Source organism: Micromonospora sp. NPDC005237 (assembly GCF_040607775.1).
Classification (GTDB): Bacteria; Actinomycetota; Actinomycetes; order Mycobacteriales; family Micromonosporaceae; genus Micromonospora.
The window spans coordinates 100,316-114,969 of sequence record NZ_JBEXHJ010000012.1; the positions used below are offsets into that span (position 1 = coordinate 100,316).

General features: G+C 72.0%; 13 protein-coding genes. 6 read left to right on the forward strand and 7 right to left on the reverse strand.

Translation table 11 applies throughout. The features are described from left to right. The first annotated feature begins 29 nt into the window (after positions 1-29). The 5 genes from ABZT87_RS28265 to ABZT87_RS28285 all read left to right on the forward strand — a co-directional run bounded on the left by ABZT87_RS28265 (position 30) and on the right by ABZT87_RS28285 (position 5,392). Positions 30-1,034 (forward strand): diacylglycerol kinase family protein, encoded by a 1,005-nt coding sequence (locus tag ABZT87_RS28265; protein WP_355139274.1) that lies wholly within the window; start codon positions 30-32, stop codon positions 1,032-1,034. Then, entirely contained in the window at positions 1,027-2,028 is a 1,002-nt protein-coding gene (locus ABZT87_RS28270) for a YihY/virulence factor BrkB family protein (protein ID WP_355139276.1), read from the forward strand. The genes ABZT87_RS28265 and ABZT87_RS28270 overlap by 8 nt, the downstream gene beginning before the upstream one ends. A gap of 71 nt (positions 2,029-2,099) precedes the next feature. After that, positions 2,100-3,590, forward strand: coding sequence for a phosphatase PAP2 family protein (locus ABZT87_RS28275; protein WP_355139278.1), 1,491 nt, complete (start codon positions 2,100-2,102; stop codon positions 3,588-3,590). Between the two features lie 17 nt (positions 3,591-3,607). Continuing rightward, positions 3,608-4,405: an endonuclease/exonuclease/phosphatase family protein gene (locus ABZT87_RS28280; protein ID WP_355139280.1), complete on the forward strand. Its 798-nt coding sequence runs from the start codon at positions 3,608-3,610 to the stop codon at positions 4,403-4,405. 75 nt (positions 4,406-4,480) lie between these two features. Next, a complete protein-coding gene (locus ABZT87_RS28285) occupies positions 4,481-5,392 on the forward strand; it encodes a hypothetical protein (RefSeq protein WP_355139282.1) in 912 nt (303 codons plus the stop codon). A gap of 355 nt (positions 5,393-5,747) precedes the next feature. Here ABZT87_RS28285 and ABZT87_RS28290 read toward each other — a convergent pair whose 3' ends face one another. Continuing rightward, entirely contained in the window at positions 5,748-6,710 is a 963-nt protein-coding gene (locus ABZT87_RS28290) for a TIGR03557 family F420-dependent LLM class oxidoreductase (RefSeq protein WP_355139284.1), read from the reverse strand. A 377-nt stretch (positions 6,711-7,087) separates the two neighbouring features. Here ABZT87_RS28290 and ABZT87_RS28295 point away from each other — a divergent pair, with 377 nt between their 5' ends. Further along, a complete protein-coding gene (locus ABZT87_RS28295; RefSeq protein WP_355139286.1) occupies positions 7,088-8,494 on the forward strand; it encodes a cellulase family glycosylhydrolase in 1,407 nt (468 codons plus the stop codon). A gap of 53 nt (positions 8,495-8,547) precedes the next feature. On the opposite strand, the gene ABZT87_RS28300 is transcribed toward ABZT87_RS28295, so the two are convergent. The 6 genes from ABZT87_RS28300 to ABZT87_RS28325 all read right to left on the reverse strand — a co-directional run bounded on the left by ABZT87_RS28300 (position 8,548) and on the right by ABZT87_RS28325 (position 14,641). Beyond that, on the reverse strand, positions 8,548-8,868 hold the full coding sequence (locus ABZT87_RS28300; protein ID WP_355063834.1) for a multidrug efflux SMR transporter: 321 nt from the start codon (positions 8,866-8,868) through the stop codon (positions 8,548-8,550). Between the two features lie 8 nt (positions 8,869-8,876). Further along, positions 8,877-10,142, reverse strand: a complete 1,266-nt coding sequence (locus tag ABZT87_RS28305; protein WP_355139347.1) for a sigma-70 family RNA polymerase sigma factor — start codon at positions 10,140-10,142, stop codon at positions 8,877-8,879. Between the two features lie 3 nt (positions 10,143-10,145). Continuing rightward, positions 10,146-10,547, reverse strand: a complete 402-nt coding sequence (locus tag ABZT87_RS28310; RefSeq protein ID WP_354855414.1) for a YciI family protein — start codon at positions 10,545-10,547, stop codon at positions 10,146-10,148. A gap of 94 nt (positions 10,548-10,641) precedes the next feature. Then, the gene (locus ABZT87_RS28315; protein WP_355139288.1) at positions 10,642-12,777 is read right to left on the reverse strand and encodes an alpha-galactosidase; all 2,136 of its coding nucleotides are present in this window, start codon (positions 12,775-12,777) and stop codon (positions 10,642-10,644) included. Next, positions 12,774-13,688, reverse strand: coding sequence for a carbohydrate ABC transporter permease (locus ABZT87_RS28320; RefSeq protein WP_354855412.1), 915 nt, complete (start codon positions 13,686-13,688; stop codon positions 12,774-12,776). The genes ABZT87_RS28315 and ABZT87_RS28320 overlap by 4 nt, the downstream gene beginning before the upstream one ends. Continuing rightward, a complete protein-coding gene (locus tag ABZT87_RS28325; protein WP_355139290.1) occupies positions 13,685-14,641 on the reverse strand; it encodes a sugar ABC transporter permease in 957 nt (318 codons plus the stop codon). Before ABZT87_RS28325 ends, ABZT87_RS28320 begins: the two co-directional genes overlap by 4 nt. Positions 14,642-14,654: the final 13 nt, after the last annotated feature.

The window sequence follows — 14,654 nt, forward strand, 5'->3', positions numbered from 1 at the left end:
AAGGCGGCCCGGTGCTGCACACTTGCGCCGTGGATGCTGGACAGGACAGGCGCCCCTCGGGTGGCGACGGCGGGCTGCGCTCCGCCGTGGTGGTGAACCCGGCCAAGGTCGACGATCTCGACGAGCTGCGCCGTACCGTGAACGACGCCCTGAGCGCCGCCGGCTGGCCCGAGCCGCAGTGGTTCGAGACCACCGTCGACGATCCCGGCCGCGGCCAGACCGAGCAGGCCGTCAAGGCCGGCGTCGACCTGGTCTTCGCCTGCGGCGGCGACGGCACAGTGATGTCCTGCGTCAGCGGGCTCGTCGGCACCGACGTGGCCCTCGCCGTGCTGCCGCAGGGCACCGGCAACCTGCTCGCCGCCAACCTCGGCCTCTCCACCGACCTCGCGGCGGGGCTCCAGGTCGCCGTCGAACGCGGCCGGCGGCTGCTCGACGTCGGCGCGGTGGAGGACCAGTACTTCACCGTCATGGCCGGCATGGGCTTCGACGCCCAGATGCTCGCCGCCACCAACGAGACCACCAAGGCCCGCATCGGCTGGCCGGCGTACGTCATGGGCGCTGCCCGGCACCTGCGGGACCGGCCGATGCGGGTGCAGATCCGCATCGACGACCGCCCGCCGGTGCGCCGCCGGGCCCGCTCGGTGCTGATCGCCAACGTCGGCCGGCTCCAGGGCGGGGTCCGCCTGCTCACCGAGGCCGAGCCGGACGACGGCTGGCTCGACGTCGCCGTGCTCACCCCGCGCAACCTGCGGCACTGGCTGGCCCTCGGCTGGGCGGTGATCCGCCGCAGCGGCCAGGTGCCGCAGATGGAGGTCTTCCGCGGCCGGACGGTGGTGGTCAGCAGCGACCGGGCGCAGCCGCGGGAGCTCGACGGCGACCTCATCGCCCCCGGTCGGCGGCTGCACGCCGAGATCCGACCGCAGGCGCTCTGGCTCTGCGTCCCGCAACCCGAGGACGCCCCCGACCTGTCCGTCGACGCGCAGGCCGCCGGGGAGCGGGGCGAGCAGCTGATCGAGGAAGCGCGCCGTGAGTAGCACCCGGATCGTGCCGGAGACCCGGCTGATGGCCAACGAGGAGCTGTCGGCCGACGACGCCTGGCACACACTGCGCCGCAAGGGCGGCTGGCACCTGCTGCGCGACGCGTTCATCCGGTTCCGCTACGGCGACGGGTTCAGCCACTCCCGCGCCTTCGCGTTGCAGCTCTGCCTCGCCGTGGTGCCGTTCCTGATCGCCCTCACCGGTCTGATCAGCAAGCTGGGTGTCGAGGAGGGCGGCCAGGTGGTCGCCGACACCGTGCTGGCGCTCACCCCGGGCCAGAGCGCGCAGGTGGTCGGCGAGCTGCTCGGCGAGGGCGAACGCGTCGAGGACGCCGGTGAGCTGGCGCTCACCCTCGGTCTGCTCACCGGGCTGGTCGCGCTGACCACCACGATGGCCCAGATCGAGCGGGGCGCCAACCGCATCTACGGGGTCGAACGGGATCGCCCGGCCCTGCCGAAATACCTGCGGGCGGCCGTCCTGGCCGTCACCGCCGGCCTGCCCGCGCTGGCCGGCTTCCTGATCCTCGTCGGCGGCGGGGCGATGGGCGACTCGGTCCGCAAGCACTACGAGTGGGGCGAGGTCGCCACCGGCATCTGGGACGTGGTCCGCTTCCCGCTGAGCCTCGGGCTGACCGTGCTCGCCGTGGCAGTGCTGTTCCGGCACGCGCCACGCCGCAACCAACCCGGCCTGTCCTGGCTCTTCTTCGGCGCGGGCATCGCCACGGCCCTGTGGTGGCTGGCCAGCCTGCTGCTCGCCGCGTACGTGCGGTTCAGCGACGGCTTCGGCCAGACCTACGGCGCGCTGACCGGCATGGTGGCGCTGCTGCTCTGGGCCAACCTGACCGGCATGGCGCTCTTCGGTGGGCTGGCCTTCGCAGCCCAGTTGGAGGCGCTGCGCATCGGTGTGGAGGAGCCGGCGCAGCCCGACCTGTGGGAGCCCGAGACCGACCGCGCCGAGCTGCTCGACACCGGGGACATGACGGCGCTCTGAGCGGCGCCCGGGTGTACGCCTGACCCGGATCGGGTACAGCGCCTCGCCAGGTACAACAAGGGAGGTGCGGGGTGACCGCGGTCAAAGAGGTGGCTCGACGTCCGATCGGTCACTTCGCCGAACGGAGCATCGCCGGCCTGGTGGCCGTCAACGGTGCCGGCGTGGCCTTCGGGCTGTTGTTGTTGCTCGTGCGGGTGCGGTGGAGCCCGTTGCAGGACGCCGACCACGCGGTCGCCGAGTGGTTCAACTCGCTCGTCGCCCCGCACCACCCGCTGGTCACCGTGCTTCAGGCGGTGACCGACCTGGGCGGCCGGCCGATCCTCATCTGGCTGGTCACCATCGCGGTGGTCGGGCTGCTGATCCGACGGCAGCCCCGGCTGGCCGTCTACCTGATCATCACCGGGGTCGGTGGGCTGATCCTCGACCCGTCGCTCAAGACCCTCGTCGGCCGGCTCCGCCCGGTGGTGGACATCCCGGTCGCCAGCGCACCCGGCAACAGCTTCCCGAGCGGGCACGCGCTGGGCTCGTTCGTCGCGTACGGGGCGCTGCTGCTGGTGTTTCTCCCGGCGATGGCACCGCGCTGGCGCAAGCCCGCGATCGTCGGCGTCGGTGTGCTGGTGGCGCTGATCGGGCTGACCCGGATCGCGCTGGGCGTGCACTTCGTCTCCGACGTACTGGCCGGTTGGCTGCTCGGCGCCACGTGGCTGGGCGTGACCGCGTACGCCTTCCGGCTGTGGCGGCGCGAGCGCGGCCGGCCGGTGCCGCCGCTGAGCGAGGGGCTGGAGCCGGAGGCCGGGCACGAGATCGCCCCCGCCCCGGCCGAGGAGCACGTGCTGGCGCACCCCCGCTCGGCGGTGGCCGAGCTGCTGGTCGGCTGGGTACTGGTGTTCGGCGCGCTGTACGGCTTCGGCACGTACGTCAGCTATCACGCCAAGGGCACCTTCTTCGACACCCTCGACACCGAGGTTCCCCGCTGGTTCGCCGCCCGGCACACCGACATGCTGACCGAGGTGAGCTGGTGGTGGAGCAAGTTCGGTGACACCCACGCGATCCTGCTCATCTCGCTGGTGTTCTGCCCGCTGGTGCTCGCGGTGTGGCGGCGGTGGCGGCCCGTGCTGTTCGTGGCGCTGGCGATGGTCGGTGAGCTGACCCTCTTCCTCGCCTCGGCGCGTGCGGTCGACCGGCCACGGCCCCCGGTGGAGAACCTGGACGGGCAGATGCCCACATCCTCCTTCCCGTCCGGGCACATCGCGGCGACGGTCTGCGTCTGGCTGGCGATCACCCTCATCGTGTTCCCGCGTACCGACCGCTGGTGGCGGTGGGTCTTCGTGGCGTTGGCCGTGATCATGCCGGCCGGGGTGGCGACCTCGCGGATGTACCGGGGGATGCACCACCCGACCGACTTCATGGGCGCGATCCTGCTCTCCGCGCTCTGGATCGCGCTGCTCTACCTCGTGATCCGCCCGAACGCCGACCTGACGGAGGGCAACCAGCCGGCCATCGAGTCCGACGACGTGGACACCCTCGACGACGAGCTGGCGCGCGCCGGCCGAGCCGACTGAGCGCTGCCGTGCGGGTGATGACCTGGAACATCCGCACCGGCGGCCGGGACCGCGGTGGCTCCGACCGGCTGGATCAGGTGGTTCAGGTCATCGACCAGCAGAGGCCGGACGTGTTGGCCCTGCAGGAGCTGCGCGGCTTCGACCGGGACGGGTTTATGGCCACGGTGGCGGGCCGGGTGGGGATGACGCCCCACCTGGCCCGGTCCTGCTTCGGGCAGCCGGTGGCGGTGCTGGTCCGGCCGCCGTACCGGGTTCTCGCCGCGGGGGCGCTGCGCCGGCCGTTCCACCACGCCGCCGCCCGCGTCGTGGTGTCCACATCGGCCGGCCCGCTCACCGTGCTCGGCACCCACCTCTACCCGTACTCCGGCGGACGCCGACGGATGGAGGTCGACTGGCTGGTGGCGGCGCTGCGCCGCGCCCCGGGGCCGCTGACGCTGCTCGCCGGCGACCTCAACTCGCTCGACCCGACGGTCGACCACACCGCTCGCCTGACCGGCCTGAGCGCCATCTACCGGCGACGGCATGTGCGCCGGGGCGGTGCCGCCGTGGACACCCGCGCGATCGCCCGCCTGCTCGCCGCCAACCTCGTCGACCTGTGGCCGTCGTCCAACGTCGGAGCGCCGGAGGCCGACGGTCTCACCGTGCCCACCCGCTTCGGCGGGGCCGAGTTCGCCGGCATGCGGCTGGACTACCTCTTCGGCAGCCGCGCGGTGGCCGAGCGGGTGCGTGGCTGCCAGGTGATCCGTGGTGGAACAGCGGACACGGCCTCGGACCACTATCCGCTGCTGACCACACTGGACCTGGTCGCCGGCTGACCCTGCCCGTACCGCCGACGCGGTGCGACGTACGCCGATCCCCACCGGCTGGCGCGGCCCGGTTACCGTGCCACCGTGACCGACGGCCCCACCGTTCCCGCACCACCGCCCGCGTCGCGAACCGCGCACCCGATCGCGCCGACCTTGACGCGTCCGGTCCGCGACCTGTCGGCACCGCACACGCCGGAGCCGGCCGCCGTCGCGCTCCCGCTGGTCGCGGCCGTCGCGCGCGCCGTGGCGCTGGCCGTGGTGCTGCCGGTACGCCTGCTCTGGGAACTGTTCGCGGCTGCCGGCCGGCTGCTGCGCCGGCACCTGATCAACCCGGCCGGCCGGTTCCTGCGGCAGTGGGTGCTGGCCCCCCTGGCCTGGGCGCTGTACCGGCTGCTCTGGCTGCCCCTGCGCTGGTGCGCCCGCACGCTCGTCTGGCTTCCGCTGGTGTGGCTCGGGCGGGGGATCGCGTGGGTGGCGCGCACGCTCGTTTGGCTGCCGCTGGTCTGGTTGGGCCGGGGGATCGCGTGGGTAGCCCGCACGGCGGTGTGGTCCCCGCTGCGCTGGCTGGGCGCGGCGCTCAGGCCCGTCGGGCGGTTGCTCGTGCGCGGCCTCGTGATGCTCGTCGGTGGGCTGGGCGTGGCGCTCGTCGGGCTGGCCCGGGGGATCTGGTGGGCGGTTCGCGGCCTGGGTCGGCTGATCGTCCTCGCCGTGGTCGGCGCCTGGCGCACGGCCGGCTGGCTGCTGCGGCTGGTCTACCGAGGCCTCCTGCGCCCGCTCGGGCGTGGACTGCGCTGGCTGTGGCGCCACACCGTGCGCCCCCTGCTGCAGGGGGTGCGCTGGGTCTGGTCGGTGACGGTCGTGCCGGTGGCGCACGGCGTGCGGGCGGCCTGGCGGGCCACCGTCACCCCTGCCGCGCGCTGGATGCGCCGCTCGGTGCTCGACCCTGCCCGGCTGGCCTCCCGGGAGGTGCTCACCGCCCTGGGTCTGCGTCGCTGACGGGCCCCACCCGGCACGGTGCTCTCAGAGCAGCACGTTGACCAGCACGGTGAGCAGCACCGAGGCGAGGATCGAGAAGAGGATCATCAGGAGGCAGCCCAGGCCGCCACCGAGGGGCCGGATCTCCGTGTTGCCGAAGCGCATGGGTTTTCACCTGTTCACGAGTGTCGGGGCAAGAAGCCGGCGGATCGCGTCGGCGACCGCAGTCGGAGCCGTGGTGGCCACGTTGTGTGCGGCCCGGGGGACGACCACCCGTCGACCAGCCGCCACTCGCTGGTCAAGCCGGCGGCCGGCCGAGGCGCGGTCAGGGCGAGCCGCAGCTCGGCCGGCCCGAATCGACCGGAAGGCGTCAGCCTCACAGTTGGCGCAGTCGGGGCAGCAGCTGCTCCTGTGCCCAGTCCAGGAACATCGGCTGGCTCTCGCCGCCGACCTGGATGATCGCCACGTGCGTGAAGCCGGCGTCGACGAACTTGCGGAACGCCTCGACGTGCGCGTCCACGTCCGGGCCGCAGGAGATGCCCTCGGCGACGTCCTCCTCGCGCACGAACTGGGTGGCGGCGGCGAAGGCGTCCGGGTCGGGCAGGTCGGCGTTGACCTTCCAACCCATTCCGAACCAGCGGAACTGGTCGTGCACGGTCTTGCGGCACTCGGCCTCGTCCGGGCCGTAGCAGATGGCCACCTGCCCGTAGCGGGGCTGGCCGACGCCACCGGCGTCGTCGTACATCTCGATGATGTGCCGGTCGGGCTCGGTGGAGACGAGGCCGTTGCCGTACTCGGCCGCCAGGGTGGCGGACTGCCGGCCGGAGGCGGCGATGGCCATCGGCACCGGCCGCTCGGGGCGGTCCCAGACGTAGGCGTCGGGCACGTCGAAGTGGTTGCCGGAGAAGGTCAACGTCTCACCGTTGAGCAGCGGCCGGATGATCTGCAGCGCCTCCTCGAACATCTCGTGGCGCTGCTGCACGTGCGGCCAGCCGCCGACGACATGCTCGTTGAGGTTCTCCCCGGCGCCCAGGCCAAGGGTGAACCGCCCGTCCGAGAGCGCCCCGATGGTGCCGGCCTTCTGCGCGACCACGGCCGGGTGGTAGCGGCGGATCGGGCAGGTCACGAAGGACATCAGCTCCGCGCGGGAGGTGGCGTGCGCGACCGCGCCGAGCACCGACCAGGCGTACGGGGAGTGGCCCTGGGCGTCGAGCCAGGGATAGTAGTGATCAGAGATCACCAGTTGGTCGAAGCCGGCCGCCTCGGCCCGCACCGCGTGGTCCACCAGCTGCTTCGGACCGGCCTGCTCGCACATCAGGGTGTAGCCGACGCTCACCATCCGGGTATCTCCTTCTCGCCGACGGTTCGTCCCGAGATACCCAGGTCAGCGGCCGTCAACCCTCTCGTCCGGTTCGGACGGCCGATGCTTGACGGATGCCAGCGACCGGCCTACGGTCGTCTTAACCGGTTAAGACCTACGGTCTGGCGCACATCCTGTGGTGGGGATGATCGCCCCGTGACGGCCCGCTTCCACGCGGGCCGTTACGGCTGTCCGCGTCCCTGACCAGGCTACTGAACCGGTTGCTAGGGCTGATCCATCGCCCTAGGCTGATGCGAGCGTCGCCGGGAGCCGGGCGGCGGCTGTCGGGCTGCAGCCGCCTTCCCCTGTCACGTCCCACCCCTGTCGGGCACCGGGGGTCCTCCCTGAGGAAGGCCATGAAGACTCGACTCTCCGCCGCCGGCTCGGCCCTGCTCGCGTTGCTCCTCGCCGTGCTGGCGTTCAGCCAGCCGGCGCACGCCGCGGCCGGCTTCTCCGTCGCGGGCGGCAAGCTGTACGACGCCAACGGCACCCAATTCATCATGCGTGGGGTGAACCACGCCCACACCTGGTATCCGCAGCAGACCAGCACGTTCGCGAACGTCAAGGCGCTCGGCGCGAACACCGTGCGGGTGGTGCTCGCCAGTGGCGACCGGTGGACCCGCAACACCAACGCCGACGTCGCCAACGTCATCTCGCTGTGCAAGGCCAACCGGCTGATCTGCGTACTGGAGGTGCACGACACCACCGGCTACGGCGAGCAGAGCGGCGCGATCACGCTGGACCGCGCCGTCGACTACTGGCTCAGCCTGAAGGATGTGCTGGTCGGCCAGGAACGGTACGTCATCGTCAACATCGGCAACGAGCCGTACGGCAACCAGAACTACTCCTCGTGGGCCACCGACAACGCCAACGCGATCAAGCGACTGCGGGCCGGTGGGCTGACCCACACGATCATGGTGGACGCCCCGAACTGGGGGCAGGACTGGTCGTTCACCATGCGCGACAACGCCGCCGCGGTCTTCGCGGCGGACCCGGCCCGCAACACGGTCTTCTCCATCCACATGTACGGCGTCTTCGACACCGCCGCCGAGATCACCGACTACCTGGGCCGTTTCCGGGCGGCCGGGCTGCCCATCGTGGTCGGTGAGTTCGGCTTCAACCACTCCGACGGTGACCCCGACGAGGACACCATCCTCGCGTACAGCCAGGCCAACGGGATCGGCTGGCTGGGCTGGTCGTGGAGCGGCAACGGGGGTGGCGTGGAGTACCTCGACATGGCCACCGCGTTCAACCCGGCCAACCTGACCACCTGGGGGCAGCGGGTCTTCAACGGCGCCAACGGCATCCGGCAGACCGCCCGCGAGGCAAGCGTCTTCGGCGGTACCCCGCCGCCGACCACGCCCCCGCCCACGACGCCTCCGCCCACGACGCCTCCGCCGACCACGCCTCCGCCGACGACCCCGCCGCCCACCACGCCGCCTCCGACCACTCCACCGCCCGCCGGTGGCTGCACGGCGACGTACACGGTGCTCAACCAGTGGCAGGGTGGCTTCCAGGGCGAGGTGCGGGTGACCGCCGGGTCGACGGCGATCGCCGGCTGGACCGCCCGGTGGACCCTCGCCAGCGGTCAGAGCGTCACCCAGGCCTGGAACGCGACGGTGACCAGCAGCGGATCCACGGTGACCGCGCGCAACGTGGACTACAACGGCCGGCTGGCTGCCGGCGCCAGCGCCAGCTTCGGCTTCATCGGCGGCTGGACCGGCACCAACCCCAAGCCGGAGGTGAGCTGCACGGCAAGCTGACCGACGCCAGGTGGCCGGGCCCGCGTCGGGCCCGGCCACCGCGCCGGCCGCGGTCAGTGCTCCCCGGTCAGGTTCACGATGACCACCCCCGCGATGATCAGAGCGATGCCGACGAGCTTGACCGGCCCGACCGACTCGCCCAGGAACACCGCGCCGATCGCCACGATGGCCGCGGTGCCCAGACCCGACCAGAGGGCGTACGCGACACCGACCGGTATCTCCTTCACGGCCTGGGCCAGCAGGAGGAACGCCAGCGCGTACCCGGTCAGGCATCCCAGCGTCGGCCAGAGGCGGCTGAATCCGGCGGTGCTCTTGATCAGGCTGGTCGCCAGAACCTCCGCGAGGATGGCGATCCCCAGCAGCACGTACGCCATAGGGTTCCTCAGTCCTCGGTGGTCGGTGGACCGGCGGCGAGCCGGGCGGCCCGCATGGTGAGGTAGCGCTGTTCGGGAAGGCTGCTGGTGCGCGCGGCGGCGGCGCGGTAGTCCGCGATCGCCCGCTCCCGGTCGCCGGCCATCTCGTGCAGGTGCGCGCGGGCGGCGGCCAGCCGGTGGTGCCCCGCCAGCCGGGGATCGTCGCCCAGGGCGTCGAGGGCCGTGAGGCCGGCTGTCGGCCCGTGCACCATGGCGGTCGCCACGGCCCGGTTGAGCGCCACCACCGGGGTGCCGGCGAGCCGTTCCAACACCTCGTACAGCGCCAGGATCTGCGGCCAGTCGGTCGCGTCGGTGCTCGGCGCCTCGTCGTGCAGGGCGGCGATGGCGGCCTGCACCTGGTACGGGCCGACCGGGCCGCGCGGCAGCGCCCGGGTGATCAGTGCGACGCCCTCGGCGATCGCCGCGGCGTCCCAGCGGCTGCGGTCCTGGTCGGCCAGGGAGATCAACTCTCCGGAGGGGCCGGTGCGCGCCGGGCTGCGCGCCTCGGTGAGCAGCAGCAACGCCAGCAGCCCGGCCGTCTCGCTGTCGTCGGGCAGCCGCGTGTGCAGCGCGCGGGTCAGCCGGATCGCCTCGGCCGCGAGGTCGACGCGGCGCAGGGCCGGGCCGGCGGTGCTGGTGTGCCCCTCGGTGAAGATCAGGTAGAGCACCTGCCGGACGGCGGACAGCCGGTCGGCCCGTTCCGCCTCCTCCGGCATCCGAAACGGCAGCCCGGACGCGCGGATACGCTGCTTGGCGCGGCTGATCCGCTGGGCCATGGTCGCCTCGGGCACCAGGAACGCGCGCGCTATCTCGGCGGTGGTGAGCCCGCCGACCGCGCGCAGGGTCAGCGCGACCGCCGATGCGGGGGCGAGCGCCGGGTGGCAGCACAGGAAGAGCAGCACCAGGGTGTCGTCCCGCGCGGCGGTCAACTCCTCGTCCGCTGCCGGCGCGTACTGCCGGTCGTCAGGATCCCGGCGGGCGACCAGGTCCTCCCGGCGGCGCCGGGCCTGCTCGCCGCGGATCAGCTCGATCATCCGGCGGTAGCCGACCTGGATCAGCCAACCGCGCGGGTTGGCGGGCAACCCGTCGGCCGGCCACTGGGTCGCGGCGGCGAGCAGCGCCTCCTGCACGGCGTCCTCGGCGGTGGCGAAGTCACCGAACCGGCGGGCGAGCACGCCGAGGACCTGCGGCGCCAACTCGCGCAGCAGGTCCTCGATGTGGGGATCGGTGGTCAGCCCTCACAACTCCTCGGTGGGTGCGGACATCACCGGGTGCACCTCGATCGGCATGTTCAGCGGCCGGCCACCGGGGCCGGGCGCGGTGGAGATGTACGCGGCCACCTCCACCGCCCGCTGCGGGCTGTCGCAGTCGACGATCCAGAAGCCGGCGAGGAACTCCTTCGTCTCGGCGAACGGCCCCTCCGTGACCACCGGCGTCCTGCCCTCGCCGGCACGCACGATCCGCGCCTGCTGCGGGCCACCGAGGCCCTGCGCGTCGACCCACTCCCCGGCGGCGGTCAGCTTCTCATTGACCTCGCCCATGAACGCGATGTGGGCCCGGACCTCGTCCGGGGTCCAGGTGTCGATGCTCGGGAAGTCGGTCCCGGTGGCGCTGAACTGCATCAGCAGCATGTACTTCATGGTTCGCCCCTCACGTCCGCGCACCGTGGTCGGTGCTCTCACCCTGAGGTAGAAGCACGCGTCACCGTTCTCGACACTCCGGCGGAAGAATTTTCTAGCTGGCCTCGTCGACCTCCAGCACCAGGCTCTGCTCCGGGTGCAACGCGGGCAGCTGCACACCCACCCGGGCCAGCGCCGCTCCGATGAGCGTGACACCGGAGGCCAGCCACGGTGGCGCGGCCCGCTCGATGGTCGCCGGGGGCGGCACGTCCGCCACCGCTCGTACGCGGTAACGCCGCGTCGGATCGAGGCCGGGCAGACGTACCGCGCCCGGAACCTGCGCCACCGAGGTGGCGAGCCGTGCCACCGCGTACACCGCTCGGGTCTTGTCACCCGCGACCACGCCGTGCGCCCAGACGGCCGGGTCCGGGTGGTCGACGCGGACCACCCGGCCGGCGTGCAGCAGCGGGCGCAGCCGCTTGTGCAGTGCCACCCACGCGGCCACCTCGGCCTGTTCGGCAGGGCTGATCGAGGCGATGTCCCACTCGATCCCGTGGTGGCCGAACAGCGCGGTGGCCGCCCGGAAGCCCAGGTCGTGCACGCGGTTGGTGGTGTGCGAGCGTTCCGGGCCGATGTGCGTGCCGATCAGCTCCGGAGGCAGCAGCAGCCCCGTCCAGCGCTGGATTCTGAGCCGTTCCAGGGCGTCGTTGCAGTCGCTGGCCCAGACCCGGTCGGTGCGGGCCAGGATGGCCAGGTCCACCCGGGCGCCGCCGGACGAGCAGCTCTCGATCTCGACGCCGGGATGCCGGCGGCGCAGCTCGTCGAGGAGGCCGTAGACCGCGAGGGTCTGCCCGTGCACCCCGGGCCGGCCGTGGTGCCCGGCCTCGGTGAGGTCCCGGTTGTGGTCCCACTTGAGGTAGCTGATGCCGGGGTGGTCGCGCAGCAGCGCGTCGAGGCGTTCCAGCACGTAGTCGTACGCCTCCGGGCGGCCCAGGTCGAGCACCTGCTGGTTGCGCCAGGCCGGCGGTAGCCGCCCCGGCGCGGCCAGCAGCCAGTCCGGGTGCGCGCGGAACAGGTCGGAGTCGGGATTGACCATCTCCGGCTCCACCCACAGGCCGAACTGAAGGCCCTGGCCGGTCACGTGGTCGACGAGCGGTTGCAGGCCGTCGGGCCAGACGTCCTCGTCGACGTACCAGTCGCCGAGCCCGGCGGTGTCGTCGCGCCGGCCGCGGAACCAGCCGTCGTCGAGCACGAACCGTTCCACGCCGAGGTGCGCGGCCCGGTCGGCGAGGGCCCGCAGCCGGTCCAGGTCGTGGTCGAAGTAGACCGCCTCCCAGACGTTGAGGGTCACCGGGCGGGGGGAGCGCGGGTGTCCGGGCCGGGCCCGCAGATGCGAATGGAGTACGTCGCTGAGCCCGTCCAGCCCGACGTCGGACCAGACGGCGTAGAGCAGGGGAGTGTCGTACTCCTCGCCGGGGGCGAGCCGGATCTCGCCGGGCGCCAGCAGTTCGCCGCCGCCGAGAGTGGACTCGCCGGTGGGATGCCGCTCGGCGACGGTGACATGATCGCCGCTCCACGCGGTGTGCACCGCCCAGACCTCGCCGTGGCCGAAGCCGAACCCGGCGGTGCCGGCGACCAGCAACAGCGTGGCATCGTGCCCGGTGCGCCCGTGCCGGCCCTCGCGGACCCACGCGCCGTGCTGCCAGGGATGCCGCTGTGGCGAGCGTTCCCGACACCAGCGGCCGGTCAGGTCGAGCAGTTCGGTGGCGACCGCCGGCACCGGCAGCACCGGCGTCAGCCCGTGCACCTCGTACGCGCCGTCGCCGTCGTTGCGCAGGCGATGGCGAATGGTCAGCAGGCCGTACCGGTCCAGCGTGATCTCGATGGTCAGGCCCAGCCCGGCGACCCGGTCCGACGCCCGCACGGTGACCCGCGCCGGAGCATCGGAGGGCTGGTCGACGTCGAGACCGTCGAGCCCGAACACGGTGGACCAGTCCCGCCCGTCGCGATGCCCGACCAGTCCCGGCCGACCGCTCCAGCCGGCGCTCGCCTCCGGCAGCAGGGACAGCGCGGGCGGCTCGTCGAAGCTGCTCGGCACCACGGGTGGCACTGTCGCGTCGGTGAGCTGGCGCAGGGCGTCGTCGTCGAGGTCGCCGACGTCGCCGCCCCAGTGCACGACGCGGGGCAGCCCCGGGCCGCGCGCGTCGAGCACCAGGCTGGTCCGCGCGCGGCGCAGGTGCAGGATCGTCATCCTTTGGAGGCTCCCAAGGTCAGGCCCCGGACGAAGTGCCGCTGGAGCATAAAGAAGATCACCAGGGTGGGGATCGCGACGAGCACGCTGCCCGCCGAGACCAGGTTGTTGTCGGTGAAGAACTCGCCGCGCAGGTTGTTGAGCGAGCTGGTCACCGGGAACTTGTCGCCGGTGCGCATGAGGACGGTGGCCCAGAAGAACTCGTTGTAGATCCAGGTCACCTCCAGGGTGGCGAGCGCTGCCAGGGCCGGCCGGCACAGCGGCATGGTGACCTGCCAGTACTGCCGCCAGACGCTGGCCCCGTCGACCATCGCCGCCTCGTACAGGTCGCGGGGCAGCGCCTTCATGTAGTTGCTGAGCACGAAGACGCAGAACCCGCACTGGAAGGCCACGTTGATCAGGATCAGGCCCCAGTAGCTGTCGTAGAGCAGTTCGGAGTCGCTCATGAACTCCGGCAGCGGCACCTCGGTGAACAGCCGGAACAGCGGGATGAGCAATGCCTGCTGGGGCAGCAGGTTGGCGGCGGTGAACACCCCGAGCAGGACGAGGTTGATCTTCCAGTTGAACCGGGCGATGACGAACGCCACGCAGGAGGCGAGGAAGAGCGTCAGCAGCACCGCCGGCACGGTGATGTAGACCGAGTTGAGAAAGTGTTTGCCGAACTCCGCCGTCCGCCACGCGGTGACGTAGTTGTCGAAGGTCCAGCCGCCGAACGAGACGTAGCCGTTGGCGGCCGTGTAATCGTAGGAGCGCAGCGAGGTCAGCACCGCCCAGGCGATCGGGAAGAGCCAGGCCAGCGAGACGACGATGAGGAAGCCGTGCAGCAGCAGCCGCGCCGGGGTCAGCTTGCGGCGGCGGACCGGGGTGTCGGTGCCACCCTCGGTACGCCGGGTCACGGTCGCGGTGCTCATTCCCGGTCCTCCCTCATCACGGTCGCCAGGTAGATGGTGATGAAGACCAGCGAGACGACCAGCATGATCGTCGCCAGCGCGGAGCCGAAGCCGATCCGGCTCGCCTCACCCACCACGTTCTGGGTGACCAGTGCCGAGATCAGCTCCAGACCGTTGCGTCCCTTGTTGACGACCCAGACCAGGTCGAACGCGCGCAGCGACTCGATCACCGTCACCACCAGCACGATGATGTTGATCGGCCGCAGCACCGGGAACACCACCCGGAAGAACGTCCGGCTCTCCGACGCGCCGTCGACCGCCGCGGCCTCCCGCAGCGACGGGTCGACGCCCTTCAGGCCGGCGAGGTAGAGCAGCATGATGTAGCCGACGTGCCGCCAGCCGGAGGCGATCATGACCGCCCAGATGTTGACGTTCGAGTCGCCGTACCAGTCGACGTTGCTGCCGAAGACGGCGTTGATGAGACCCTGGTCGCGGGAGTAGAGCAGCTGCCAGACGAAGCCGATCAGTGCCAGCGAGAGCACCACCGGCAGGTACAGCGCCGTCTGGTAGAAGCGGCTGCCGCGCAGCTCCTTGTCGAGCAGCACGGCCAGGAACATGCCGAACGGGGTGGCGACCACGAACAGCACGGCCAGCCAGAGCAGGTTGTGCTGGATCGCCGGCACGAACGGCGGGTAGATGTTCACGACGTCGCTGTAGTTGCGAGCGCCGACGAAGTCGATCTCGTTCAGTGGGCCGATGCCGTCCCAGTCGGTGCTGGAGAGCACCACGGTCGCCAGCGCCGGCAGCCAGACGAAGGCGGTGACGAGCAGCAGCGGGATGAGCACCATCAGCGTGATGACCACGCGGTCGGTGCGGGACAGGAGCCGTAGCCGCCGGCGACGACCACCCGTTGAGGTGGTCGCGGCCGGCGGCGGCACGGCGCGATCCGCTTGGATCAGGGGCAGGTCGGACACGATGTCCTCCCCC